Below are 24457 nucleotides of genomic sequence, written 5' to 3' on the forward strand. Positions count from 1 at the left end.
TCGCAGGGCCGCCTTCCGGAGTCCTTCTTCGCGGCGGCTCAGGCTACCGGAATGGGGTTCTCGACGAGCGCCTGATTGAACTGATCGACGAACGCATACTCGTCGGGGCCGACGTTGTTACGCAGCGGCTGCGCCATCTCGACCACGACTTCCGTCGTCGCGGTTTCGAGACGCTGGATCGTCTCGGCGATGAAGGCGTCCAGCGGCATTGCTCGCGGATCACCGCTCTTGTGGATCAGATCCGTGTCGACCCACGGCGGGGCGATTTCCAGCACGCGGACACTCGTATTGCGCAACGCAAAGCGTTGCGACATCGTGTACGAGTGAATGGCCGCTTTCGTCGCGGAGTAGAGCGCCGTGGCGGCAAGCGGGACGAATGCCAGTACGGAGCTGTTGTTGATGATGAACGACTCGGGTTGCGCCTTCAGATGTTCGACGAGCGCGGCGCTGACACGCACCGGCCCGAGCAGGTTCGTGTTCACGAGCCGGACGGCTTGCGCGTCGTCCAGCGCACCGCCGGCGTCATCGAACGGCATGATGCCCGCGTTGTTGATCACGACGTTCAGCGTCGGATAGTCCGCGATCAGCTGTCGCGCGACACGCTCGATCTGCGTGGGATCGCCGACGTCCAGCTCCACGGTGTCGATACCCGGATTGGCCCGAGCGATCTCGTCCAGCAACGCCTTGCGACGCCCCGCGACAATGACCTTGTTGCCACGCTTGTGAAGGTTTTCTGCGAAAGCGCGGCCGATACCCGACGTGCCGCCGGTGATGAAGACAGTGTTTCCGGTGAGTTTCATGATCGGAGTTCCTTTGAATGGACGACTGGAGCGGTTGCGAAAAAGGTTTGCTGCGTTTATTGCGCGACGGCGTAACGCGCCGCGGGGGTATTGCTCGAGAGATGGGGAATCATCACGCGGCGGGCGGCGTCGTATGCGGCCCATTCGTCTCCTGCGTGCAGGGATGGAATCGTGACGAGTTCCTGACGGTCGAAGCCGGTCAGCGCTGCGTCGACCATGTCGGAAGCCGACATGACGATCTCCTTCGGGAGGTTGTCCAGCGGGAGCCCGCCGATCTCCCAGAATTCCGTCGCCGTCGCGCCCGGGAGAACGGCCTGAACCTGCACGCCCTTGTCTGCCAGTTCGTGATGAAGGGACTGCGTGAACGCGAGCGTGAATGCCTTGCTTCCGCCATACACGCCGTTCAGCAGCTCGGGCCCGATCGCAACGATGGACGAGATGTTGATGATCGCGCCGTGGCCGCGAGCGACGAAGCCGGGTGCTGCTGCATAGGTGAGGCGCGTCAGCGCCGTGACGTTGAGATCGATCATGCGCGTCATTGCGTCGACGTCGCTTTCGAGCAGCGGCTTATGCGTGCCGACACCGGCATTGTTCACGAGCAGCGTGATGCTCGCGTCCGTGCGCAGCTTCGCTTCGATGGCGGCCAGCGCGCGCGAATCGCCGAGATCCGCGGCGATCACTTCGACACTGCGCTGCGTGTCGTCGGTCATGCGCTTCGCAAATGCGTCGAGCCGATCCTTGTTGCGTGCAACGAGAATCAGATCGAACCCGCGGCGTGCGAGTCGTTCGGCATAGACCGCACCGATACCCGACGATGCGCCCGTGATCAGTGCGGTACCTTTGTGTGCTTGCGTCATGATGTTGTTCCGTCGATGGTTACGAAGTGAATGACATCTGCCGGGAAACGCCGAGCCGGTTGCGTCATCTCGGCCGGCTCGTTTCAGCCTTCTGTTTCTCGGCGATTGCGATGTAGTGCGATGCAGTTTATTGGCGAGGCGACGTGTCGATCAACGCGCTCCGCCCATAAAGTCATTTCACTTACTCCGAATATTCGTTCGCGCGAACTGCATAACGGCCGTCGACGTTCGCGGCGGTTTCGGTCGATACGCGTCGTCTACGCGTTCGTCACCGACGGTGCTCGCCCGTGGCGCCTCAGGTCGTTCGCGGCGAGCCGGTGCGTGAGAGGACATGGTCCAGACGGCTCGTTTCCCGATTGCCGAGGCTGAGAGTGCGTAGTTCGGACAATGCGGCCAACGGGATCGCGTCAAGCGACGCATTTCTGACGATCAACGTGGCGTCGTCCGTGCCGCCGAGCAGACCCTTCGGGTCCTTGAGTTCGCGGATGGTGTATTGCTCGTGAAGGTACTGTGGAGTCCAAAGCGGAACCACCACCCACCGGCGCGCGGCGACGGCCTCCTCGAAGGCGCGTACGCAATCGTCGAGCGTGCCGTTTTCGAAGTGATACCCTGCGTCCGCCAGGCCGTACTGCGCGACGATTTCGCGGGAAAATCTGCTGATGCCCGCGCCGGGATTGATGCCCTGGATCCGCTTCACCATCCGTGACGCCACATCCGGCCGTTTCAGATCGGAGATGGAGCTCACCGCGCTATCGGGCACATAGTCGGGTACGCCCCACAATGCATATGGCTGGTAAAGGACGGTGATCTTGTGCACGTCCTGCTCGAACGGAGCGAGGTAGAGACTATGACTGCTCGGGAGCCACGCGCTGCTCAGCATGTCGGCTCGCCCTTCCCGCAGAATCCGGAAGGCTTCTTCGTGTGGTGCGAATATTTCGTCGACCGTTACGCCATGCTCGTTCAATATCCGCCGCACGACGCCGGAGGCCGCGCGATGGAACGACAGGTCGATGGTAACGAGCGTGAGTCTGGGTTGAGTCGGGTCGAGATCGACCATGGCATTCTCCTGGTTCAGACGATCAAGGTCAGCGTGATGCGATAGAGAGCGCGATGCCGGCCACGATGAGAACGACGCTTGCCGCAAGCCCCATCGTGAGATGCTCGTGAAGAAAGAGGACCGACGTCATGAGGCCGACGACGGGAACGCCTAACATCGCCGTCGCCATGCTCGTGCTCGACATGCGCGTGTTGGCGGCATTCACCGCGCAAAAGCAAAATGCCGTCGCAATCGGACCGATGTAGATCAGCGCCGACGTCAGGCTGAGGCTGCCGTCGCCCGTGTAGGGCCCCTCGAGCACTCTGGCAAGCACGGCGAGCGGTACGGCGGCAACGAGCATTTGCCAGGGCGCGAGCACGTAGGCGCTCGACGCGCTGCGGAAATGCCGGAGATGAAGAATGCAGACCGCCCAGCACAGCGACGCGCCGAGCAGCATGACGTGTGCGACAACGGCCTGACGATCGTGCCAGTCGACATCGAGCGGATTGAAAAGCAGCAGCACCCCGGCCACGCCAAGTGCCGTGCCGAATGCTTTACGCGCGGACAGGTGCTCGCGAAATACCAGCACCGACACGGGCGTCACCCAGATCGGCGTCGTATAGGCGAGCACGGCGGAACGGCCGGCGCTCACGTGGTGCAGCGCGACGGCGCTCATCGCGGTGAACGCCAACATCTGAAGCAAGCCGACGCTGACGAGAAACGGCAGGTCGGCGCGCTTCGGCAAGCGCAGCGTCCCGGTCGCCGCTTGCACGACGAACAGGCACAGCGCCCCGGATGCGAACCTTGCTGCCGACAGCCACAGCGGTGTGACGTGCGCGAGGCCGAGCTTCATCGCCGGCCAGTTCGCGCCCCACAACAAAATCGCCGCGCCCAATAACAGCGCACCGCCATATCTGGACGAGGGCACGGTCGCAGTGCGGCCGTGCGTGTCCATCCGAATCAATTCGGACATGATGACGCTCCTCGAAGTCGTGCAGCCGAGCGTGCGCGAAACGGTAGCTCGGAACGCTTGCCGCGCGGGCGGCAAGCCTGCTTCGGGTGATCAGATGAATGTGAATATCCGTTCGCGCGGCAGCCGCGATTTGGGCAGATCCGCGTTGAAGTCGTCGCCGCTGCGGAAACCCAGGGACACGATGACGACGCTCGTCAGGCCCTGTTCGCGCAGGCCGAGGCTTGCATCGAGCGCGCGGCTGTCGAACCCTTCCATCGGCGTTGCATCGACGCCGAGGACCGCCGCGCCGAGCAGCAGGCCGCCCAGCGCCAGATAGACCTGCTTTTCCATCCATTGCGGCGTATCGCGCAGCTCGTATTTGTGCATGTCGACGTACGAGCGGCGGCTCTTGTTCTGCGCGGCGCGCATTTCGGCGGTCTTGAATCGGCCATCCACCGATTCGCGCTCCAGAATGGCGTGAAGGTGTTCGTCGTCCATGTCGGTCCGCATGCACATCGCGATGACGTGCGATGCATTGACGACCTTGGCCTCGTTGTACGCGTAGGCGCCCGTTGTGGCGGCCGCGATGCGCGCGCGGCCTTCCGGTGTCGCGGCCACCACGAAATGCCACGGTTGGGAATTCACCGAGGACGGCGACTGGTGAAGCAGCGACAGCAATGTTTCGACCTGCGCGGCGGGAAGCGACTTGCCGCCCTCGAAGGCTTTGACGGTATGGCGGGCATGAATGGCGTCGGCGAGATTCATGTGCGGAACTCCGGTTGTCGGCGATGGCGAAAGGGATTAACGGGTCGGTGCGGGACCTGCGCCGATGCGTACGCGGAACAATGCGTACGGCTTCTGGCGCTCGTCCTTGCCGCCGTGGAATACCGGTTGGCGGTGAAGCTGGTTCGCGGTGAAGTAGAGGTAACCGTCCGGGCCGACCGACAGCGTGTCGGGCCACAGCACGCGCGGATCGTGCAGGATCGTCTGCCATTCGCCGCCCGGTTCGAGCTTGCGAATCGAGTTGTGCTCGTAATCGCCGGCATAGACATTGCCGTTCGCGTCGCTGGCAAGACCGTCGGACGCCCCTTTCTCCCCGAGATCCTTCACCGCGGCCGCCAGTTGCGCGTCGCTGATCGCCGGATCGCGCAGCATCGCGGTCGGAATCGAGTAGAGATGGCGGCTCGACAGCGGGCAGTAGTAGAGGGTCTGGCCGTCCGCGGAGAGCGCGATGCCGTCGGACGCCACGGAAAAGGGCTTGGTGGTCCCGTTCGGGTCGCGGACTTTCAACGACTGGCCTTCGACGACCGGGACGAAGCGAGGATCCGCCGATGTCGACACGTCGCCGGTCAGGCGGCGTATCGCCTTTCCGCTGTCGAGGTCGATCACGATCAGGCCGCCGATGCCCGACAGCGAGGAGTCGGTCACGTAAGCGACCCCGGCCTTTCCGATGCGAAAATCGAAGCGCATGTCGTTTACATAGGTCTGGGCCCGCATCACGTTCGCGGGGAACACGATCGTCTTGACGACGCGGTTGGTCGCGAGATCGATGGCGACGAGCTTCGCGCCGCCCGCGACCGGCTCCGAAAAGTTCGGTGCGGCGGTATCCAGAACCCAGAGCTTGCCGTGACCGTCGGCAACGACGCTTTGGACACTCAGGAAGTGCGTGGACGGGTGCGCCGCATCGGCATGGTTGATCTCGGCGTTTGGATAGGCGACGACGCGGCCGTCACGCAACTCGCCAACGGTGAAAGGCACGGCGTCGCCCCAACGCGGGAAATTGACGAAAATCCGGCCGTTCTCGGCAACCGTCACGCCGGTGGGCATCGGGCCGGAAAAGGTGGCCACCGTGTCCATCGCGCCGATGGTGCGGTCGGTCGCCTGAACCGCCGGCGCCGTTGCCGGCGCGGACGGTTGCGCCAACACCTGGTTGACCAGCAGCGTGAAACTCAAGCCGGCTGCCAGTGCGGTTGCGGTTCGGCGGAGGGAAGTGAATCTCGTGATGCGTCGATGCGGGAAGTGCATGTTTGTTCTCCGGTCTTGTCCAGCATGTTCGGAATGGCGATACAGGGCGTCGTCGGCGTGCGTCAGAAGCCTTCCAGCACGATCTTTCCTCGCGCGTGACCGCTCTCGATGAGGGCATGGGCGCGCCGGAGATTTTCGGCATTGATGGTTCCGAAGTGATCGGCCATGGTCGTGCGTAACGTACCGTCGTCGATCAGGGTGGAGACGCGATCGAGGATTTCGTGCTGCCTGACCATGTCCGCGGTTTCGAACAGCGATCGCGTGAACATGAGTTCCCAATGAAGCGAAATCGACTTGCGTTTGAGCGGCATCGCGTCCAGCGTGTCGGGGTCGTCGATCACGGCAAGTCGGCCCTGCGGCGCCAGCGCCTCGACGAGCTGCGCGTAATGGACGTCCGTCTGAGTGAGGCTGGCGACGTAGCGCACTTGCGGGGCGCCGATGCGGCGCAGCCCCTCGAGTAGCGGCTGCGTATGGTCGATGACGTCGTGTGCACCGAGCGCTTGCGCCCATGCGCGCGTTTCGGGGCGGGACGCCGTCCCGATTACACGCAACCCCGTCAGTTGACGCGCCAGTTGCGTCAGCATGGAGCCGACGCCGCCGGCCGCACCGACGATCAGCAATGCATCGCCGGCACCGGCGCCCTCGGCGATCCCGAGGCGATCGAAGAGCAGTTCCCACGCCGTCAGCGACGTAAGCGGCAACGCTGCTGCTTGAGCATCGGAGAGCGTCGCGGGCTTGCGGCCTGCAATACGCTCGTCGACGAGAACATATTGCGCATACGCGCCGGGCCGGGCGATCGAGCCCGCGAAGAAAACCTTGTCTCCCGGAGCGAACATGGAAACGTTGCTTCCGATTGCCTCGACGGTTCCGACGGCGTCCCATCCCAGGATCCGCGGCTGCTCGGTGGGCGACCCCATACGAACCTTCGTGTCGACGGGATTGACGGCGATCGCGTCGACCTTCACCAGCAAGTCGCGCGGCTCGGCTTCGGGCTTGGACACCTCGGCATCGAAAAGGGACTCGGGATGGTCCGCGGGCAGGCCATGCTGTGTATAGACAACCGCTTTCATGGTTGAACTCCGAATGATGGTTGAGTGGCGCTGGGCTGCTCGCTGCAGACCGGGCGCCAGCGTGTGAGTGAAATACTGCTCGACCTCGACTGCGGGAAAAACGCGTTACATTAGGGAGGACTTTCACTCCAGGAATGAAAATGGTGCGGCTCGAGGACCTTCAACTATTCGTGAGAGCCGCGGCGCTCGGCAGCTTCTCGAATGCGGCGAGGGAAGCCGATCTGCTGCCAGGGCAGGTGAGCGCCGCGATTCAAAGGCTCGAGCGCGAGCTGGATACCCGTCTCTTTGCACGCTCCACCCGAAGCCTGAAACTCACCGCGGAAGGCGAGCAGTACCTGCCCTATGCGGAGGAAGTGCTCTCCATGGTTCACGAGGGGCGTGAGCGGTTGCACGGAGGAAAGCACGCGTTGCAAGGTACGTTGCGAATCGCCGCACCGTCGGATATCGGACGCAATGCATTGCTTTCCTGGCTCGGCGTGTTCCGCGATGCGCATCCGAAGCTGGTGCTGAAGCTTTCGTTGTCCGACTACGTGACCGACGTATTTCGCGATCCGGTGGACGTGGCTATCCGCTATGGCGCGCCGGAGGCCGCAAGCTACGTCGCGCTTCCGCTGGCCGAAAGCAACCGAAGAGTGCTCGTCGCCGCTCCGGAATACGTGAAACGGCACGGCGCGCCTGCGTCGCTCGACGAGCTGGTTTTGCACGACTGTTTGCCCTACGTGCTCGGTGGGCGTGTCTACGATCGCTGGCTGTTCCCCGCAAGCGGCGTGAGGCGGCAGGTCACGGTGAAGGGTGTGCTGCTGTGCGACGATGCCGAAATTGCGAGGCGCTGGGCTGTCGAGGGCAGGGGCATTGCCTACAAATCCTGGCTCGATGTCCATGACGACGTCAGAGCGGGGCGCCTGACAGTATTGCTGCCCGATCAGCGAGGCGAGGCGGCCCCGCTGAGCCTCGTGTGTCCGCATCGTCGCCAGTTCTCGCCGGCGGTCAGATACCTTCATGCGCACCTCCGCGAACGAATTTCGCCGATGATCGCCGCGATGCGCGACTACGTTGGCGACGCGATGGAGTAGCACGGCCTTTTTAGCCGCGCGAGCCGTGACGTGCGGAGGTGAACGGAGAACGGCGCGCAACGGGGTATTCATCGGCTTCTCGGCTCCAATTCGGGACGCTGTCTGGTCCGCAGGTTTCGTTAACGTCCAGTCGCGATAGTCCACGGCAACCGGGTTCCCGCTGGCAGATCGCCCACGTTCGAACGTCGTTCAGGCGCCTTTCGGGTCATCGGGCAACACATGCAGCCAGTTTGGCGTTTCGGAGTTGCCCGGAAAATCGTCTCGCCGTGTATTCGAGCTAGTCGAAAATAATGAATGCACCTATGCGCAGGTATAGGTGGCTTGCGAGCATCGGTGCGGGAAGGCGAAGAACGCGCGTTGAAAGCTGTTTTCAGGGAGAGGCCATTGAGGTCGCCCAATTGTCTTCCTACCATTCACTCGGGTTTTATCCCTTGATAACTTTACGTTCACGTTGTTTAAGGAGAGTGTGATGAAGAAGACGATCGCGTCGATGCTGTATGTCAGCTATTTGGCCTTCGGTATTTCAGCCCATGCGGCGGAGCAGAATACTGCTCCGCCGCCGGAGCAGGTCGTCAGCCAGAAAGATGTGACGAAGAGTGAAAAGAAGGCGCAACGCGCGGCCGATCGCGCGCTGTCGCGGAAAATCGTATGGGCGCTGTCGAAAACGAAAGGATTGAATGCAATCAACGTGCGGGTGCTCGCTCGCCGGGGAGCCGTCACCCTGACCGGATACGTGCCCGACAGCGAACAAGTCCAGCTTGCCGGCGATAGCGCCGCGCGGGTCGCGGGCGTGACGTCCGTCGTCAACAATGTGGTGCCGGGCGAACCGGGCCGTTGATTGCCGTCACCGGAGGCCGACGTGCGCGTACCGATGCGTTCGCGCGTCGCTCGGTGTTCGCGGCGGCTCGCAGGCCGAGTTCCGATTTTGAATGTTGCATGGCGCCATGCACGGAAAACGGGTGTGTTCGTCGCGCCGAAATAACGTCCTTTTTGCCGGGTAATTGGTGGGTCGATATCGCGCCGACACGTTCATGACGTGCCTGAAAATGAATGATCTGCACGCGAAATGGGCCGGCCCCGATGTTGACGAGCAAAGTCAGTTTTTCGGTAAATCGCATTCAAATTCAAGCGGCGAATTTTTATGATGACAACTGCTGCGATTAAATCGGGTCGTGGGTTTTCGATGTCGATAATTGTCGTGCGCGTTGCGTGACGCGACCTGTTCGGCATTTGGCGCGGTTATCTGGCAGTAAAACCAGGGGCGTGGGCTCCGACTCGTCATCGTCGCTATCCTGCCGGCCGTTTCCGGTCGGCACTTCGTTATCCAACTCGTTGAGAGATATATGACACGCTTGACTACCCTGAAGCCGTCGGAAGCTACCGGCGAAACCGCAGCTGTGTTCGGTCAGATCAAGGCCGCACTTGGGAAGGTCCCGAACGCCTACGCGACCATCGGCACGCACAGCCCGGCCGGTCTTTCGGCCATGTTGAACGTCGATGCGGCGATCGCGGCAAGTTCTCTGGATCAGGCCGATATTGAAACGGTGCGCCTTGCGGTAAGCGCGCTGTCCGGTTGCGACTATTGCCTGGCCGCTCATACGATGCTCGGCAGGATGTCGGGTCTCACGCCGGAAGTGATGAAGAATATCCGCGCCGGTCGCGCGTCGGGGGAGGCCCGGCGTGATGCGCTGCTCTCGTTCGTGCGATCGGTCGCGACGACGCGCGATACCGTGCCCCCGGGCGTGCTGGAGGCGGTGCTGGACGCGGGGTATACCGAGCGACAGGTCATCGAGATCATCCTGGTCATGACATCGATCACCTTCACCAACCTGGTGAACCGCGTGAACGACACTACGCTGGACTTTCCGGCAGTCGACTGAACGTGTCGGGCGTCGGCTCGACTGACGGCCAATACCCGGTGTCGTTCCGGAACGCCACACAGCGCCCGTCGGGCGCTGTGTGCATTGACGCTCGCGAAGCAGTTCGAAGACTGAATGAGCGACGGGGCGCCATGCGGACGAACCGATCTGTCCGATCGTGTCGTCGTACTGGCGTGTCAAACGAAAGCAGATGCTCGCAAGATCCCTTTACGATGGAGAATGAAAATGTCAAAGCAGTTTGTCGTTGCCACGATTACCGCGGATCCGCAACACGCGAAGGCGGTGGAAGCGGCGTTGTTGGCGGCCGTACCGGCCGTCCGGACCGAGGATGGGTGCGAGCAGTATGAGTTGCATCGAGACCGCGAGGCGGCTCATCGCTTTACGATGATCGAGCGGTGGCGGGACGAACGTGCGCTGAAGGTCCACGGCGAAGCACCGGCGTTCCAGAACCTGGCGCGCGAACTCGCGGGCAAGGCGACGCTCGATGTCGTGCTGCTCGAGAAACTGATCTAGGCGAACCGAAATCATTCTGGAACAAGCCTGCGGCCGGATCGATTTCCGGCCGCCGTTATTTTTCGTTCGTTCGATCGAGGCCGGACGTCGCGTGCGCGACGTCGATCATCGAACGAGCACCGCGAGTACGGGCGCGACGAGTGCGGTCAGGACGCCGTTCATTCCGATGGCCTGCTCGCGTATCCGCGGGCCGGTGCTTGTCTCGATCGCGTCATGATTGAAGCGATTCCCGACACCCGGCCGCGCAGGTCTTCGCGTTGACCGACGCACGGGACACGAGCAGGCTGCCGGTCGCCAGCGCGAGAAACGCCAGTGAACTGCCGATCGACCCTGCCAAACCGAACGCGGGATACACCCACCCCGCGACGGCGGAGCCGACGCCGATGCCGCAAAACACGAAGGATGCGGTCAAGGCCAACGCAATGCCTCGCCATTGCGGTACGAGTTCGACGATGCGCCGTTGCTGTGAAGGCCACAGCAGGTCGGTCGCGAACGCCCACGCCGTCAGTGCGACAAAAAGCAGGTGCAGGCTCGGGGGCGTGAACCAGAGAAACACCAGGTCCGCTGCAAGCAGGGCGAGGCCGGCGAGCAGCATCGTTTCCGCGCTATGGCGCCGCGCGGCGCGCGTCACGAACAGGTTGCCCGCGACGCCGGCGACGCCGAGCACCACGAGCGAAGTCGACACCATGTCGGCGCCTGCGTGGAATACGTCGCGAATGATGGGTGCGATAAAAGCGTACGTCGAATAGACGCCGGCCGCGATGAAGAACACGACCAGAAATGCACTGAGCGTAGCGGTGCGCGTCAGAAGAGAGACCATCGTCGCGAATTCGATGTTCTCGCCCCGGCTCGTGTCGGGTACGGCCCATACGATGAGAGCGGCGGTCACGGCGCCGGCGAGCCCGACGGCGACGAAGAGCGATCGTGCGCCCCATGCGTGCGCGATCCATGCGGACAGCGGCATGCCGACCAGGCCGGCGACGCTCAAGCCGAGCAGCACGGTGGCAATCGCGCTGCCCTGCTGGTCGCGCTCGACGAGGCTCGAACCCAAGGCGCCGAGCACGGGGCCGATGAAACCCGCGCCGAGCCCCATCAGCACGCGCGACAGCAGCAGCACGGGATAATTCGGCGCGGCCGCCAGCAGGAGGGCAGCCGTACTGAACAGCGCCAAGCCGAGCAAAACCTGGCGACGGCGTCGCAGATGTCCAAAACCGACTTGCAGCAGCGGAGCGGCGAAAGCGAACGTCACACCGAACACGGTAACGAGGTAAACGCTTTGCGAATCGGCGAGCCCCCATTGACGCGATATCGAGTCGAGGCTGCCGACGACGGAGAGCGCGCCCGTCGCCTGTACGAAGTACGCGAGGCTGAGGGTGTGGAGTGCGCGCGCCGTCCGCGCGGAAAAGGGCGTAGTCATGAGAGAGTCCTTTCGAGGCTTGAGAAGCACGCGGCGCCGCAGACGAGACGGGCACGCACCGATCAACCGACTAGCTGCCGAGCGCGTGCAGAACCAGCGCGGCCGCGGCGTGGAATGCGCCCGCGGCGACAATCAACAGTCCGAGCGTTCGACGCAGAAGGCCGGGCATCTGGGTTCAACCCTGCGTCAATGGCGTGTAATTCGACGCCTTCGTGACGTCGGCCCGCGGGTTCGAGATGGCGTTTTCCATCAGGCCGACCACCTTCCCGCCGCTCACCAGCGCGGGCACGTCGTGGCTTGGCAGCAGGAAGCGGCTCGTTGCAAGCGCGCGCTTGATCGCGCGCTTCTCGTCGAGCGTCGACATCGCGCGGTTCGCGGTAATGGTGGGTTCGTGCGCGGCCTGGTCGAGGATCGGGTCGATCAACTGATCCTTCAGGTTGTAGGCGATGTCGCCGCAGATGTTGGCAATGCCTTCGTCGGTTTCGACGAGCACCGACAGCGAACCCGGCGTATGGCCACCGGAGAGACGGACCGCGACGCCCGGAATGACCTCTTCCTCGAACGTGCCGTCCACGTCGAACAGCCGGATTGCGCCGCGCGTATGCAGGCGGTCGATCAGATGCTTCGTATCGGCCGCGGTGTACATCAGCGGGCCCATGATCCCGGATGCCGCGAATTCCAGCTCGCGACGCGAGATACCGACGGTTGTCGTCATGGGAAATCGGTCGGTCATGCCGACGTGATCGATATGTGCGTGCGTATGGACGATGTGACGGATGTCGCTCATCTTCAGGCCGTGTTGAGCGAGGTGATACTCGATCGTCATCTCTGGCGTGACTTCGTAGGGCAGACCGAATTCAGCGTACTGCTCGACGCTGCGCGAACCCGTATCGACGAGCACGGGATGCGCGCCACCCGTGATCAGAAACCCGAGCACCGGTATCGTCACCTGCTTGCCGGGTTCGCGAAACAGGACGAGGCCGCTCGAATCGAGCGACATGTTGCCGAAGTTGATCGGGTGAATCTTCAAGCTCATGGCTGCTCTCCGCTGTAGATCGGTACTTTATTGAACCGATCGGTTCAGTATGATCAAGCGGGCGAGGCGGGGCCAATTAAAAAAACCAATCGGTTCAAAACGATTGGTCTATCGCGAAGCGGGCCGACCGCGGACGAGCGTCAAAGGAGGCGTAGCGCTTGCATGAATGCGCCGACGGCGTCGCCTTCGGCCTCGGCGGGCAAATTGCGCTCGATGCAATAGCCGGCAAAGAACACCGTCACGATCGTGGCGATGGTCGCGGCAGGCAGGTGATGAGGCTCGGCCTCGATATTTTCGATGATCTGCGGGATCAGCCGATGGTGATACGCGCCGACGACTTCGCGCACGCGGTCGGACAACGACGGGAATTCACGCAGCGAATTGACGGAGAAACAACCTACGCAGCCGTCGTCTTGCGCATCGCCCAGCCGCAGGAAGCGCTCGATGTTGCCGTAACTTTTCGGCTCCGCGGTAAGGATCTGCAACGCCCCGCGATGTTCGTAGTAGTAGAGGAGGGTATGCAGGAACAAGTCTTCCTTGTCTCCGAACTCCGCATAGAGCCCGGACTTGTTGACGCCCGACGCCCGTTCCAGCTGCTGGAGCGACGTGCCGGCGAAGCCGTACTTCCAAAAGAGCGGGAGGACCTTTTGCAACACGCCTTCGCGACTGAATTTTTTGGGTCTGCCCATGCCCCTCACACCATGAGATGATTTGCAAACATTTTAAACCGAACGGTTTTTTTGGGGGGCCGGGCGAATCGATACGACGACCGGCGGGGTGCGGGGCTGTATCCGGTGTCGCGGCCGTTCGGTCGACTACCCCATGTGCATCGTCGCGCCGACATACCCGCGTTAGCCGGCTATCCCGAAAGGCATGAGCGGCGCGGCTTGATTTACGGACGGGTTAAACGGCATCGATTATAAAAACGCCAGGGAAAATTATTTAAACAATCGAAACGGTGTGATTTTATTTTCGCTCGGGCAAACAAAATTTCCGCGTTGGCAAAGGTCATTAATCCCGCTCTGTCATTCAATGTCGCCATACCGGTCAGATGTATGTCTGGTGGCGGTTTGCGAGACGATGAATAATTTCGACCCCTTATTGGCAACCCGGAAATTTATCGGAAACGTAAAGGATTGCAATATGAAGTCGTTATCCGTGCATTCCGGTTGCGGGGCATGATTTTATTTGGCAGGATTTCATCGGGCGCCCGATTTTAAAACAACAAAGCGATCGACAGTTCAATTTGCTGAAATAACGTGCGATGCCGGGGCGACCCCTTGCAAGACAGCTGATCGGAAAAACAGGTAACGAGGCGGCGAACGTGCGACCGTTCGCGATCATTGAATCAATCGCTTGTCCGGCAACGTCGATGCGGCACTCGAACGATCCGGGCGAATCCGACACGGGGCGGCCATGGCGATACTCAAGAACGACGCTTCCGGAGAAGCATGCCTGCTCCGCGCGTATCACGTGTTCGGCCGCGACGACGCGCGCTGCGACACGGTCATCCGGGACGGCTCGGTGTCCCGCGTCCATGCCCATGTCCGCTGGGCCGGCGGGCTCTGGGAACTCCACGATCACAGCAGCAACGGCACGTCGGTATCGGGCGTATCGTTGCGCGACGGCGAGCATGCGGTGCTGCGGCAAGGCGACGTGATTCGCTTCGGCAGGGCCGGCATCGCGCCCTGGCGCGTCGAATCGCTCGACGATCCGGCCGATACGCTGTGGCCGATCCGCGGCGCCGTCGCGCCGATCGTGCTCGCGCCGCGCCAGATCCTGCCGGCCCCTGCCGCGCAGCCGGTCACGATCGTCCGATCGCCGGCCGGCGAATGGCTGTGCGACGACACGCTGCCGCCGCGCGCGCTCCATGACGGCGACGAAGTGTCGACCGGCGACTGCGCATGGCGCCTCGCCCTCGCGCGCCAAGGCTCGACGGTGACGCTCGCCGCCCACGCCGATCCGGCCGCGCCGGCGCAACTGCTCGAATTCTTCGTCAGCCGGAACGAGGAGCACGTGCGCATGCTGCTGCATGTCCGCGGCGGCATGGTCGACCTCGGCGAGCGCGCCCATCACTACAGCCTCGTCACGCTCGCCCGCGCGCGCTCGGCCGACAGGCAGGCCGGCCACGACGCCGCCACGCAGGGATGGATCGAGCTCGACCGGCTCGCGCGCATGCTCGGCATCGACACATCCCACGTCAACGTGCAGATTCATCGCGCCCGGAGCCAGTTCGCGGCGCTGCCCGGGCTGGGCGCCAGCCAGCTCGTCGAGCGTCGGCGCGGCAGCGTCCGCTTCGGCGATGTTCCGTTCCGGATCGTGCGCGGCGAGCATCTCGAATGCGAGTGGGTGCCGAGCGGCGGGTCGCGTCCCGGCGCGCCGCGCGCGGTGCCGGGCCCGGTCGTCCATTGTCCGTGAACGCCGGAGGCCCGGCCGTGCTGCCGATCGTCTCCCGCGCGCCCGCCGGGCCGGATGCATCTGAACCGCCGAGGCATGCGGCGCCTTTCGCGACGCTCGCCGGCAGATGGCATTACCGGCTCGGCGCGCTGCTCGGCGAAGGCGGCAACGGCGTGGTGTTTCGGGCGACCTGCGACGAGACGGGGCTCGCGGTCGCGATCAAGCTGATGCGCGACGACGCCGCGTTGATCGCGCCGGAGCGCATGCGCCGGCGTGCGCGCTTCCGGCGCGAGACGAGCCTGTGCGAGGCGCTGCGGCATCCGAACATCGTGGCGCTGCTGGACCAAGGGCAGGCGCCCGACGGGCGGCTGTTCGCCGTATTCGAACTGGTCGAGGGCCGGACGCTGCGCGACCGGCTCGCGGCGGACGGGCCGCTGTCGGCCATCGACACCGGGCGGCTGATGACGGAAGTGCTCGACGCGCTCGCGGCCGCCCATCGGCGCGGCATCGTGCATCGCGATCTGAAGCCGCACAACGTCGTGATCGCGATGGCCGACGACGGGCCGCACGCGAAGCTGCTCGATTTCGGCATCGGCGCGTTGCTGCCCGGTACCGAAGACATCACGCGTCGGACCGCGACGCTCGCGACCGAGGTGCTCGGCTCGCCGCCCTACTGTGCGCCCGAGCAATTGCGCAACGAGCCGCCGACGCCCGCCAGCGACCTGTATGCGTGGGGCCTGATCGTGCTCGAATGCCTGACCGGCGAGGTCGTCATGCAGGGCGCGAGCGTGGCCGAGATCCTCCATCAGCAGCTGAGCCCCGTGGATGTCGCGCTTCCGCCGCCGATCGCGGCGCTGCCGCTCGGCGCGGTCCTGCGGCATGCGCTGAACAAGAATCCGCGGCAGCGCGCCGCGTCGGCCGAGGCGCTCGCGGCGCAGTTTCGTGCGCTCAACTTCGCCGCGCTCGTCGGCCGGTTCGACACCGGTCGCACCGGCCGCCGCGCACGTGCGCGCCCGCTTGGGCCGCGCGGCGAGACGATCGCGGAGGGGGGCGAGTACCGGCAGATCACCACGCTGTGCTGCTGCGTGACGATCGCCGGAGAGGGCCGCCAACGTCGTGCCGGAACCGAGCAGGGGATGGCGCTCGACGGCTACGAGGCGCAGTGGCTGACGAAGTGCGCCGATATCGCGATCGGTTACGGCGCGCACGCGGGTGGACGGCTCGGCGACACGCTGCTGTTCCATTTCGGCGTGCAAGGGGACATCGACTGGCCCGCGCGTCGCGCGGCGCGGGCGGCGCTCGACATGGTGCGCGTCGCCGAGCGTGCGCGGCTGCCGGTGCCGTCGGCCGCCGGCGGCAGTGCCGGCGGCGCGGAAGAAGGCTGGCGAGTCGAAGTGGCCGCCGCGATTCACGTCGGGCAGATGCTCGCGCATGCGTCGCACATGTCGGGCGCGTCGACGCCCGCCGCGGCGTCGCGGCTGCTGCGGCTGGCCAGGCCCGGACAGATCCTGATCAGCGACGATGCGCGGCTCGTGCTCGAACGGCATGCCGATTCGCGTCCGACCGCGTTGCGGCTGGCGCGCGCGGGCCTCGTGTCGCAGCCGGTTCATGAATTGCTCGGCGAGCGGTACGCCGATACGCCGTTCGATTCGCTCGACGCCGGCAGGCGGACGCCCATGGTCGGCCGCGCGCGCGAGTTCGATGTGCTGTTGCGCGCGTGGCAGGACACACACGAGCGGCATCGTCGCGCGATGCGTGGCGAGCCGCCGCCGCGCGGCGTGCCGCGGCTCGTCGTCGGCGATGTGGGCTTCGGCAAGTCGCGGCTCGTGCACGAACTGTGCGAGGCCGTGCGGACCCGCGGCCATGCCTTTGCGCATTGCGGGTGCCTGCCCGAACGCGAGAATCATGCGTTGTTTCCGGTCCTGCGATTCATCGCCGCGCACTGGCACGTCGACGCCGATCGCGCACCGGGCGCCGCGCTCGCGGCGATCGACGCGATGATCGCGCCGCTCGATTGCGACCATGCGGCGGCGCGTGTCGCGCTTGCGACCTGGCTCGGGCTGCCCTGCGATGCGAACGGGCTCCTGTGGTCGAGCGCGCGCAAACAGCACGCGCTGTTCGACGTCCTCGAGCAACTGATCGTGTCGCTCGGCAACGGCGCGCCGGTGCTGCTCGTGATCGAGGACGTTCAGTGGCTCGATCGCTCGACCGAGGAGTTTCTCGCGTATCTGCAGCACTCGCCGCGCGCGGCGGCACTCTGCATCGTGCTCACGTCGCGCCCCGACAAGCTCGCGCGCTGGCGCGGCGCGACCGACCGCCTGGTGCTGCGACGCCTGCCGCGCGACGACGCGCAGCGCCTGATGTCGGCGCATCTGGGCCCGGGCGCATTCGATCCGGCGTGGCTCGACCGACTCGCCGATCGCACGGCCGGCATCCCGCTGTTCATCGAGGCCGTCGCGCGCGAACTGACGGTGAGCGGCGCGGACGGTCCGATTGCCGAGCCAGCGGCAACGGACCCGTACCCGCTGCCGCTCAGTCTCGGCGGCATGCTCGGTCTCGCCTTCGACCGGATCGACGACGCGCGCGACACAGCGCAGCTGGCCGCGACCATCGGGCTCGAAGTGGATGCGCAATTGCTCGCCGACGCTTCGCCGCATGATCGCGCCACGCTCGACGAACATCTGCGGCTGCTGCTCGAAGAGCGGATCGTGTACGCGCAGCATCGGCGCGATCGCGTGTTCTATGCGTTCCGCCATGCGCTGATTCGCGACGCCGCGTACGAATCGATGCCGCCTGCCGTACGGCGCGGCAATCATGCGCGCGTCGGCCGTGCGCTGCTCGCGCAGGCCGATCGCGGTGCCGGTGCGCATGCGTTCGGCGTCGCCGCGCACTTCGCGCGCGCAGGCGCGTACGCGGACGCGATCGCGCACGGCATCGATGCGGCGCATCGCGCGCTCGAGCGTTCGCGATACGACGACGCGATCCGTTACGGGCAGGCCGTGTCCGACTGGCTCGCTACTGCCGATCACGCGCGGCGCGAGCACGACAGTGCGCGCATCCGCGCCACGTTGACGCACGCGACGATGGCGCGATTCGGCTGGGCCGACCCGCGGGTGCGCGAGCATGCGGAGCAGTTGCTGCGGCAGACGCAGACGCTCGACGATCCCGAACTCGAGATCAGCGCGCTGTGGACGCTGTCGACGTACTACCACGTCGCCGGCGACCGTCCGACCGTGCGCCGGATCGGCAAGCGGCTCGACACGCTGGCGACCGAGCGCGGCGATGCGGGCGTGCAGGTCGCGGCGGACGCGATGCGCGGTATGAGCCTGTGGGTCGACGGCGACTATGCGCGCGCCCGTGCCGCGTTCGACGCGGTGCTGGCTGGCTACGACGTGCGACGCGACGCGGGGCACCGGCGCGTCCTGGCGCTCGATACGCGCGCGTGGGCGATGGCGTCGCTCGCCAGCGTGCGCTGGTGCATGGACGACGATCCGCAGCCGTCGTTCGCGATGGCGCGCGAAGCCGTCTATTGCGCGACCTGTCTCGATCATCTGCCGACGCTCGGCGTCACGATGCTATACCTCGCGCGCACGCATCAGCTCACCGGAGACCGCGACGCGGCGCGAGCGGTGTCGGAAGCGATTCTCCGCCTCACGGGCACGCACCGGTTGCGGGCAGTCGGGCATTACGCCGCGATCATTCATGCGTGGGCGCAACGCGATCGCGCGGGCGTCGCCGCGCACCTCGATGCGCAGCGGCAGTCGGGCGGCCTGCTCGGCATGACCTACTACGCGTCGTTGCTTGCCGAGCTGGATGCCGAACGCGGCGACTACGGCGCGGCGCTCGCGCAGGTCGGGCAGTGTCTCGCCTTGTGCGAATCGAGCGGCGAACGGTATTACGAAGCCCAGCTGTTGCTCAAGCAGGCCGAGTTCTTGCGCCGGGCCGATCGGCGCTGCGGCGGCGTGGCCGCGCTCGATGCGTGCCGGCGCGCAGCCGAAATTGCAACGACGGCGGGCATGGGCCGGATCGCGAGGCTCGCCGAGGCGACGTTGCAGTCGTTGCCGTAAGTCGTTCAAACTGTCATTCAGCAGAGCAGACGACGAGCAGGGATCTTCGATTACCGACGTACGGACAGTTTCTCGAATACCGCGCGACCGTCATCCGGGCGATCGCCCTCGCCTGGCATTCGCCGACGTTTCTCGACAAGCTCGAGGCCGGTCCGATCCACGCATTGCGCGAGCAGTTCGACTATCACTTTCCGTTCAGGCTCGACCTGAAGGCGCAGCTCCAATCGTCGGAATGGCGCCGACCGTCAACGGCGATTGGACGGCCGGCCAGAAAAACAAGTTGACGCTGTACCTGCCGCCCGCGCTGGCCGACGAGGCGCGGTTCGCGCAGGCGCTGGCCGCGTACAACGCGGACCACGTCACCGTCATGGAATGATTCCGGGGAAACCGACATGACAAAGGAGACCCGGTTCAATCCGACAGCACCGCGTTGACCACGATCTCGATGCCCATGCCCGGCACGACGAGTGCCTTGACGACGACGCTCGAACGGTTCGGATAGGGCGCACGAAAGTATTCCCGGTACACCCTGTCGATGATCGGCATGCTATCGATCTCGGTCATCTGGATCTGCACCTGCGTGACGTCGTCGAGGGAGCCGCCCGCGGCGGCCATCGTTCGCGCCAGATTGGAGAACGTCAGCCGTGCCTGATCCTCGATCCGCCCGGTGTCGATGGTGCCGTCGGACCGGACGGGGCCGTGCGCGGTGAACACCAGATTGCCCGCGCGCACGGCCCACGAGAACGGCTGGCCGAGCGACGGCAGCCCGGTGTCGATGGTTTCCTTCATTGCGCATTCCCCCGCATCAGTTCACCCAGCATCGTGTACCAGTCGCAATTCGGATCGCGTAACGCGAGATGCGTTTCGAAGTGGTTCAGCTCTCGCGCGACGCGACAGACGACGGGTGCCGGCTGGCACGCGAGCAAGCTCGCCAGCCGGCGGTTCGACCGGATCACGCGCTCCGAATCGCGTTCGCCGTAGCTCAATGCGAACGGCACGGTATTCCCAGCGGTCCAGCAGACGGGACTGAACAGGACGTCGTCGTCCATGTCGTTCAACACCATGTCGTACACGCGTGCCTCGAGGCTGCCTGCCGGCGGTGCCGGATGCGCGAGATCCATGATTCCGCTGATCGGCGCGCATCCGCGTATCGTCACGCCGACGTCCGCCGCACGGCCGTACCCGTGCAGGCGCAAGGCCGTCAACGCGGCCAGATGGCCGCCGGCCGAATGGCCTGCGACATACACGCGCCGCAAGTCGCCGGTGAAGGTTCGCGACGCGGCGAGCGCGCGCAGGAGCCGCGCGCAGTCGTCGAATGCGGCGGGCATCCGGCTTTCGGGTGCGAGCCGGTAGTCGGGCAGCACGAGCATCGCCCCGAGGCCGACGACATGCTTGGCCATGAAATGGCCCCACTCCTTGTAGCCGTTCGTCCAGCCTCCGCCGTGCCAGAAGACGACGACGGGCGGTTTGTCGGCGCGGCCCGAGTGAAACATGTCATAGCGATGGAAGCGGGTCGGTCCGTAGCTGACGTTCCGCTCGGAAACGATGTCGGCCGGGACGTCCCGCGCCCAGGAAAGTGCGGTGCGGGCATAGTTTTCCGCTTCGGCCGTCGGTAGCGGCATTTGCGCATCCAGTTGAAAAGTGGACGGGATCAAAGGGTCTCCTCGTGGTCGCCCTGCCGGCGGCGGCGATCCCGCCGTGCATGGGATGGTTGGGATGCCAGCCATCATAGAGGAGCATTTAATTTATAAAAAGCACAAAATTTATATTGACGGTGCTTATTGACCGACCAACAATGCGCCACATCGGATGACCGCTGTCGTGCAACGCGGCGGAGCATCCGCCTTCGCGGGCGGCCTGATCGCGGGGGACGACAAACAAATCAGGAGACGACGATGGTTCAGCCGGTTGCCGTAGGCACCATGCGCAAGGTGACGCTCAGGATCGTGCCGTTGCTGTTCTTGCTGTGGCTCGTGAATTTCCTCGATCGAGTCAACGTAAGCTTCGCGGCGCTCGACATGACGAACACATTTCATTTCACGCCCGAGCTCTACGGCTTCGGCGCGGGCATTTTCTTCATCGGCTATATCCTGTTCGAGATTCCCAGCAATCTGGCGCTGCAGCGCTTCGGCGCGCGCCTGTGGCTGGCGAGAATCATCGTGACCTGGGGCATTGTTTCCGCATTGCAGGCGTTCGTTTTCAACGCGACGAGCTTCGTGGCGATCCGTTTCCTGCTCGGCGTGGCGGAGGCCGGATTTCTGCCCGGCGTGCTGTACTACCTGACTCGCTGGTTTCCGGCCGAGCAGCGGGCTCGCGCGATCGGGCAAGTGATGTCGGCCAACATGATCGCCGTCGTGGTCGGCGCGCCGCTGTCGGCCGCGATCCTGTCGATGGGGGACGTCGCGGGCCTGGCGGGATGGCAATGGATCTTCATCCTCGAGGCGGTGCCGGCTGTCGCACTCGGCGTCTTCACGTATTTTTTCCTGTCGGACGAGCCGGAACACGCGCGCTGGCTGTCGGCGCCGGAACGGGAATGGCTCGTCGACACGATGAAGCGGGATCGCGAGGCCGCCGCATCGCTGGGCACCGAGAGACTGGGCGTGGCGATGCGGGAGCCGATCGTCTGGCTGCTCGGGCTGCTGTATCTGCTGGTCGGAACGGGCTTCTTCGGCATCACGCTGTGGTTGCCGCAGATCGTCAGGCAGATGGCGGCGATGTCGACGATTCAGGTGGGCATGCTGAGCGCGCTGCCGTTCCTGCTCGGCGCAATTGCGATGGTGCTCAACGGCCGCCATTCGGATCGGACGCTCGAGCGTCGCTGGCACCTGGCCATCCCGCTTGCGGTCGGGAGCATCGGCCTGATGGCCAGCGCGCTCGTTCATTCGGCCGCGCTGGAGCTGGCGTCCGTCTGTCTCGCGATGCTTGGCATCGGCGCTTCGCTGAGCGTCTTCTGGTCGATTCCGTCGTCGTTCCTGACCGGTCGGGCCGCCGCCGGCGGGCTGGCGCTGGTCAACACCATCAGCGGCCTGTCGGGCTTCGTCGGGCCCTATGCGATCGGCTGGATTCGCGGGCACTCGCCCGACTTTTCCAATGCGTTGTTCTTCATGGCCGGCAGCATCGCGGCAGCGGCCGTGCTTGCCGCGATCCTGCCGTTTCCCGGCGTGCCGGGCCGAAAACTCGATCCTGCGCCTCGCTCCCCGGCTTGACGCGCACGCGGGCGATCCGCGTGGTTCCGAATCAGGGCAGCAGTTGCGCGACGACCTGCGCGGTTTCGTCGATGTGCGCGAGCAGAAGCTTGCGCGCGCGCGGCGCGTCGCGATCGAGCACGGCTTCCATCAGCGCCTGGTGTTCCCTGACGATGTCGCGGGCCAGCGCTTCCTTCGGAAGCGGCGCGGCGAAGCGCATGCGGCGGTATCGCTCCGAATGCCGAACGAGCTGCTCGTCGATGCGGCGCAGCCATGCGGAGCGGGCGGCGCTGATGAGCGATGCATGGAAGCGCCGATGAGCGAGTTCCCAGCGATTCGCACCGGGGATGTCGTCGGGGGCCGGCAGCGGCGTATGAACCAGCTTGTAGAAAGCCGCGGTGATCTGCGCGCCCCATTCCTCGTCGCCGTGCCTGATCGCGTCGACGAGCAGTTCGCCCTCGATCTTCTTGCGCGCCTCGAGGATGTCGAGCAGATCCTCCCGTGACGCTTCGGCCACCCGGAAGCCGCGCTGGCCTTCGTTCGTCACGAGCCCGTCGCAACTGAGCAGCATCAGCGCTTCGCGAATGGGACTGATGCCGACGCCATAGCGCGCCTGAAGCGTCTGCGGCTTGAGCTTTTCACCCGGCGGAAAGGCGCCGGAGAGCAGATCGTTCTGCAGGTATTCGTAAGCCTGTTCCGACAGCGTGGCCTTCGGTGTATCGGCCGCCGCGCGTTGCGGTGTTTGTGCTCTTTGCACCATGTCCTGCTCCTGAACCGTCGCCCGGTGCACCCGGACTCGTCCCAAATGTATATGCAGGCGCCCAATTTATAGGAAAAACCCCAGTTTTTGCAAGAATCCCATATTTTATATGGACGACAAAATTTATAAATTATATGGTTCGGTCGGAATCCTGACGATGTATGCCGTCCACCTTCTTGCTCGGGGAATCGCATGAAAAAGCATCTGGCCTTGCCTTGCCTGTTTCTGGTGTTCGCTGGAGCAGCACATGCTCAAAGCAGCGTGACGATGTACGGGGTGCTGTCGGAAGGCCTCATGTACACCAGCAATGCCGGCGGAAACCGGCAGTGGCAACTGGCCAGCGGAGTCCAGCAGGCGCCGCGATGGGGGATCACCGGCAAGGAGGACCTGGGCGGCGGCAACCGGGCGGTCTTCACGCTGGAGAACGGCTTCAACCTGTCGACCGGCACGCTCGGCCAGGGAGCGCGCCTGTTCGGACGGCAGGCATTCGTCGGCCTCGCGAACGACCGGCTCGGTCAGCTCACGTTCGGCCGCCAGATCGACACGATGGCGCAGACGCTCGCGCCCTACGAGGCGGCCGTGCAGTTTGCGACATACGGGCCGCCGATCGGCGATTCCGACAACATCTTCCCGACGTTTCGCGTGAACAACACGATCCAGTACAGGAGCCCCGAGGTGGCGGGCTTCCGGCTGCTGTCGGCCTATGCGCTTTCAAACCTGAGCGGTGGCTTTTCCGTCAATCGGGACTTCAATGCCGGCCTGAGCTATACGAACGGGCCGTTGAGTGCTGGTATCGCCTATCACACGGTCGACAGGCCGAACGATGCGGCCAACCCGTCGGGCGCCGTGTCGGGCGATTACGGATTCACGTCGCCGTTCGCGACGAGTGCAACGGGCGCGGGCGTCGACAAGCAGCAGATGGCCGGTATCGGCGCCGCCTATGCGATCGGCACCGCAAGGATTTCGCTGATGTTCACGCATGTGTCGTTCGACTACGCCGACCAGTCACGGCTCAGTCTCGGCAACTACGAAGCGACGGTCACCGACTATTTGTCGCCGACCGTCCTGATCGGGCTGGGGTACATCTATACCGCCGGTCGCTATCGGCCAACCGGCAACGCGCCGAAATGGCACCAGGTGGACGCCGGCGTCGACTGGTTCCTGTCGAAGCGAACCGATCTCTTTCTGGTCGGCATCTTCCAGAAGGCCGCGGGCGATGCGCAGTTCGCGCGGATCTATTACAACTCGCCGTCGACCTCGAAGCAGCAGTTTTCCGCGTCGATCGGCGTGCGGCACAAGTTCTGAGCCGACGGCTCCGGTTCAGGCGCGATCGGCCGCTGACCGCGGCACGGTTGCCCGTGCAACGCAAGGCTACACGTCATCCGGCGG

At 64.6% G+C, this 24457-nt stretch carries 22 protein-coding genes and 1 pseudogene; 9 read left to right on the forward strand and 14 right to left on the reverse strand.

The annotated features are described in order from the left end of the window. Positions 1-38: 38 nt before the first annotated feature. The 7 genes from LGM42_RS09905 to LGM42_RS09935 form a co-directional block, all read right to left on the reverse strand. Positions 39-800: an SDR family oxidoreductase gene (locus tag LGM42_RS09905; RefSeq protein WP_050012423.1), complete on the reverse strand. Its 762-nt coding sequence runs from the start codon at positions 798-800 to the stop codon at positions 39-41. 56 nt (positions 801-856) lie between these two features. After that, the gene (locus tag LGM42_RS09910) at positions 857-1657 is read right to left on the reverse strand and encodes an SDR family NAD(P)-dependent oxidoreductase (RefSeq protein WP_226232116.1); all 801 of its coding nucleotides are present in this window, start codon (positions 1655-1657) and stop codon (positions 857-859) included. Positions 1658-1952: 295 nt separating this feature from the next. Then, complete coding sequence (locus LGM42_RS09915) at positions 1953-2714, reverse strand: glycine betaine ABC transporter substrate-binding protein (RefSeq protein WP_226232117.1); 762 nt, start codon at positions 2712-2714, stop codon at positions 1953-1955. 28 nt (positions 2715-2742) lie between these two features. Then, positions 2743-3666, reverse strand: a complete 924-nt coding sequence (locus LGM42_RS09920; RefSeq protein ID WP_226232118.1) for a DMT family transporter — start codon at positions 3664-3666, stop codon at positions 2743-2745. A 90-nt stretch (positions 3667-3756) separates the two neighbouring features. Further along, positions 3757-4410 carry an oxygen-insensitive NAD(P)H nitroreductase gene (gene nfsB, locus LGM42_RS09925; protein ID WP_226232119.1) on the reverse strand — a complete coding sequence of 218 codons (654 nt, stop codon included), beginning with the start codon at positions 4408-4410 and terminating at the stop codon, positions 3757-3759. Between the two features lie 36 nt (positions 4411-4446). Beyond that, positions 4447-5670, reverse strand: coding sequence for an SMP-30/gluconolactonase/LRE family protein (locus LGM42_RS09930; RefSeq protein ID WP_226232120.1), 1224 nt, complete (start codon positions 5668-5670; stop codon positions 4447-4449). A gap of 62 nt (positions 5671-5732) precedes the next feature. Next, positions 5733-6740: a zinc-binding alcohol dehydrogenase family protein gene (locus LGM42_RS09935; RefSeq protein WP_226232121.1), complete on the reverse strand. Its 1008-nt coding sequence runs from the start codon at positions 6738-6740 to the stop codon at positions 5733-5735. A gap of 140 nt (positions 6741-6880) precedes the next feature. Here LGM42_RS09935 and LGM42_RS09940 point away from each other — a divergent pair, with 140 nt between their 5' ends. Further along, complete coding sequence (locus LGM42_RS09940) at positions 6881-7813, forward strand: LysR family transcriptional regulator (protein ID WP_059581376.1); 933 nt, start codon at positions 6881-6883, stop codon at positions 7811-7813. 469 nt (positions 7814-8282) lie between these two features. Next, entirely contained in the window at positions 8283-8651 is a 369-nt protein-coding gene (locus LGM42_RS09945) for a BON domain-containing protein (protein WP_226232122.1), read from the forward strand. On the opposite strand, the gene LGM42_RS09950 is transcribed toward LGM42_RS09945, so the two are convergent. Then, on the reverse strand, positions 8617-8931 hold the full coding sequence (locus LGM42_RS09950) for a hypothetical protein (protein WP_226232123.1): 315 nt from the start codon (positions 8929-8931) through the stop codon (positions 8617-8619). The two genes, LGM42_RS09945 and LGM42_RS09950, sit on opposite strands and share 35 nt — an antisense overlap. A 225-nt stretch (positions 8932-9156) precedes the next feature. Here LGM42_RS09950 and LGM42_RS09955 point away from each other — a divergent pair, with 225 nt between their 5' ends. Then, entirely contained in the window at positions 9157-9693 is a 537-nt protein-coding gene (locus LGM42_RS09955; protein WP_226232124.1) for a carboxymuconolactone decarboxylase family protein, read from the forward strand. Positions 9694-9918: 225 nt separating this feature from the next. Beyond that, positions 9919-10206 (forward strand): putative quinol monooxygenase, encoded by a 288-nt coding sequence (locus LGM42_RS09960; RefSeq protein WP_060317923.1) that lies wholly within the window; start codon positions 9919-9921, stop codon positions 10204-10206. Positions 10207-10417: 211 nt separating this feature from the next. Here the strand turns inward: LGM42_RS09960 and LGM42_RS09965 are convergent, their stop codons facing one another. The 3 genes from LGM42_RS09965 to LGM42_RS09975 form a co-directional block, all read right to left on the reverse strand. Then, the gene (locus LGM42_RS09965; RefSeq protein WP_226232125.1) at positions 10418-11653 is read right to left on the reverse strand and encodes an MFS transporter; all 1236 of its coding nucleotides are present in this window, start codon (positions 11651-11653) and stop codon (positions 10418-10420) included. Between the two features lie 145 nt (positions 11654-11798). Then, positions 11799-12659 (reverse strand): N-acyl homoserine lactonase family protein, encoded by an 861-nt coding sequence (locus LGM42_RS09970; protein ID WP_059581364.1) that lies wholly within the window; start codon positions 12657-12659, stop codon positions 11799-11801. A 140-nt stretch (positions 12660-12799) separates the two neighbouring features. Continuing rightward, on the reverse strand, positions 12800-13348 hold the full coding sequence (locus LGM42_RS09975; RefSeq protein WP_059581361.1) for a TetR/AcrR family transcriptional regulator: 549 nt from the start codon (positions 13346-13348) through the stop codon (positions 12800-12802). A gap of 727 nt (positions 13349-14075) precedes the next feature. Between LGM42_RS09975 and LGM42_RS09980 the strand changes: the two genes are divergently transcribed. The 3 genes and pseudogenes from LGM42_RS09980 (at position 14076) to LGM42_RS09990 (ending at position 19499) form a co-directional block, all read left to right on the forward strand. Continuing rightward, entirely contained in the window at positions 14076-15077 is a 1002-nt protein-coding gene (locus LGM42_RS09980; protein ID WP_226232126.1) for an FHA domain-containing protein, read from the forward strand. After that, the gene (locus LGM42_RS09985; RefSeq protein ID WP_226232127.1) at positions 15074-19123 is read left to right on the forward strand and encodes a TOMM system kinase/cyclase fusion protein; all 4050 of its coding nucleotides are present in this window, start codon (positions 15074-15076) and stop codon (positions 19121-19123) included. The genes LGM42_RS09980 and LGM42_RS09985 overlap by 4 nt, the downstream gene beginning before the upstream one ends. A 92-nt stretch (positions 19124-19215) precedes the next feature. After that, positions 19216-19499, forward strand: a pseudogene (locus LGM42_RS09990) (BMA_0021/BMA_0022 family TOMM bacteriocin). Positions 19500-19534: 35 nt separating this feature from the next. Here LGM42_RS09990 and LGM42_RS09995 read toward each other — a convergent pair. Beyond that, the gene (locus LGM42_RS09995; RefSeq protein ID WP_060317586.1) at positions 19535-19912 is read right to left on the reverse strand and encodes a RidA family protein; all 378 of its coding nucleotides are present in this window, start codon (positions 19910-19912) and stop codon (positions 19535-19537) included. Beyond that, positions 19909-20745, reverse strand: coding sequence for an alpha/beta hydrolase (locus LGM42_RS10000; protein WP_060317583.1), 837 nt, complete (start codon positions 20743-20745; stop codon positions 19909-19911). Before LGM42_RS10000 ends, LGM42_RS09995 begins: the two co-directional genes overlap by 4 nt. 159 nt (positions 20746-20904) lie before the next feature. Between LGM42_RS10000 and LGM42_RS10005 the strand changes: the two genes are divergently transcribed. Further along, entirely contained in the window at positions 20905-22329 is a 1425-nt protein-coding gene (locus tag LGM42_RS10005; RefSeq protein WP_226232128.1) for an MFS transporter, read from the forward strand. A gap of 31 nt (positions 22330-22360) precedes the next feature. Here LGM42_RS10005 and LGM42_RS10010 read toward each other — a convergent pair whose 3' ends face one another. After that, positions 22361-23068 (reverse strand): GntR family transcriptional regulator, encoded by a 708-nt coding sequence (locus LGM42_RS10010; protein WP_060317576.1) that lies wholly within the window; start codon positions 23066-23068, stop codon positions 22361-22363. 192 nt (positions 23069-23260) lie between these two features. Here LGM42_RS10010 and LGM42_RS10015 point away from each other — a divergent pair, with 192 nt between their 5' ends. Next, complete coding sequence (locus tag LGM42_RS10015; RefSeq protein WP_060317573.1) at positions 23261-24373, forward strand: porin; 1113 nt, start codon at positions 23261-23263, stop codon at positions 24371-24373. Positions 24374-24457 lie beyond the last annotated feature (84 nt).

The sequence above is a fragment of the Burkholderia sp. AU39826 genome (assembly GCF_020419965.1).
Classification (GTDB): Bacteria; Pseudomonadota; Gammaproteobacteria; order Burkholderiales; family Burkholderiaceae; genus Burkholderia; species Burkholderia semiarida.

Excerpts from the sequence above, each read along its gene's own strand:
- LGM42_RS09905 (WP_050012423.1), bottom strand. The coding sequence starts at position 800 with ATGAAACTCACCGGAAACACTGTCTTCATCACCGGCGGCACGTCGGGT.
- LGM42_RS09910 (WP_226232116.1), bottom strand. The coding sequence starts at position 1,657 with ATGACGCAAGCACACAAAGGTACCGCACTGATCACGGGCGCATCGTCG.
- LGM42_RS09915 (WP_226232117.1), bottom strand. The coding sequence starts at position 2,714 with ATGGTCGATCTCGACCCGACTCAACCCAGACTCACGCTCGTTACCATC.
- LGM42_RS09920 (WP_226232118.1), bottom strand. The coding sequence starts at position 3,666 with ATGTCCGAATTGATTCGGATGGACACGCACGGCCGCACTGCGACCGTG.
- nfsB (WP_226232119.1), bottom strand. The coding sequence starts at position 4,410 with ATGAATCTCGCCGACGCCATTCATGCCCGCCATACCGTCAAAGCCTTC.
- LGM42_RS09930 (WP_226232120.1), bottom strand. The coding sequence starts at position 5,670 with ATGCACTTCCCGCATCGACGCATCACGAGATTCACTTCCCTCCGCCGA.
- LGM42_RS09935 (WP_226232121.1), bottom strand. The coding sequence starts at position 6,740 with ATGAAAGCGGTTGTCTATACACAGCATGGCCTGCCCGCGGACCATCCC.
- LGM42_RS09940 (WP_059581376.1), top strand. The coding sequence starts at position 6,881 with ATGGTGCGGCTCGAGGACCTTCAACTATTCGTGAGAGCCGCGGCGCTC.
- LGM42_RS09945 (WP_226232122.1), top strand. The coding sequence starts at position 8,283 with ATGAAGAAGACGATCGCGTCGATGCTGTATGTCAGCTATTTGGCCTTC.
- LGM42_RS09950 (WP_226232123.1), bottom strand. The coding sequence starts at position 8,931 with ATGCGATTTACCGAAAAACTGACTTTGCTCGTCAACATCGGGGCCGGC.
- LGM42_RS09955 (WP_226232124.1), top strand. The coding sequence starts at position 9,157 with ATGACACGCTTGACTACCCTGAAGCCGTCGGAAGCTACCGGCGAAACC.
- LGM42_RS09960 (WP_060317923.1), top strand. The coding sequence starts at position 9,919 with ATGTCAAAGCAGTTTGTCGTTGCCACGATTACCGCGGATCCGCAACAC.
- LGM42_RS09970 (WP_059581364.1), bottom strand. The coding sequence starts at position 12,659 with ATGAGCTTGAAGATTCACCCGATCAACTTCGGCAACATGTCGCTCGAT.
- LGM42_RS09975 (WP_059581361.1), bottom strand. The coding sequence starts at position 13,348 with ATGGGCAGACCCAAAAAATTCAGTCGCGAAGGCGTGTTGCAAAAGGTC.
- LGM42_RS09980 (WP_226232126.1), top strand. The coding sequence starts at position 14,076 with ATGGCGATACTCAAGAACGACGCTTCCGGAGAAGCATGCCTGCTCCGC.
- LGM42_RS09995 (WP_060317586.1), bottom strand. The coding sequence starts at position 19,912 with ATGAAGGAAACCATCGACACCGGGCTGCCGTCGCTCGGCCAGCCGTTC.
- LGM42_RS10000 (WP_060317583.1), bottom strand. The coding sequence starts at position 20,745 with ATGCCGCTACCGACGGCCGAAGCGGAAAACTATGCCCGCACCGCACTT.
- LGM42_RS10010 (WP_060317576.1), bottom strand. The coding sequence starts at position 23,068 with ATGGTGCAAAGAGCACAAACACCGCAACGCGCGGCGGCCGATACACCG.
- LGM42_RS10015 (WP_060317573.1), top strand. The coding sequence starts at position 23,261 with ATGAAAAAGCATCTGGCCTTGCCTTGCCTGTTTCTGGTGTTCGCTGGA.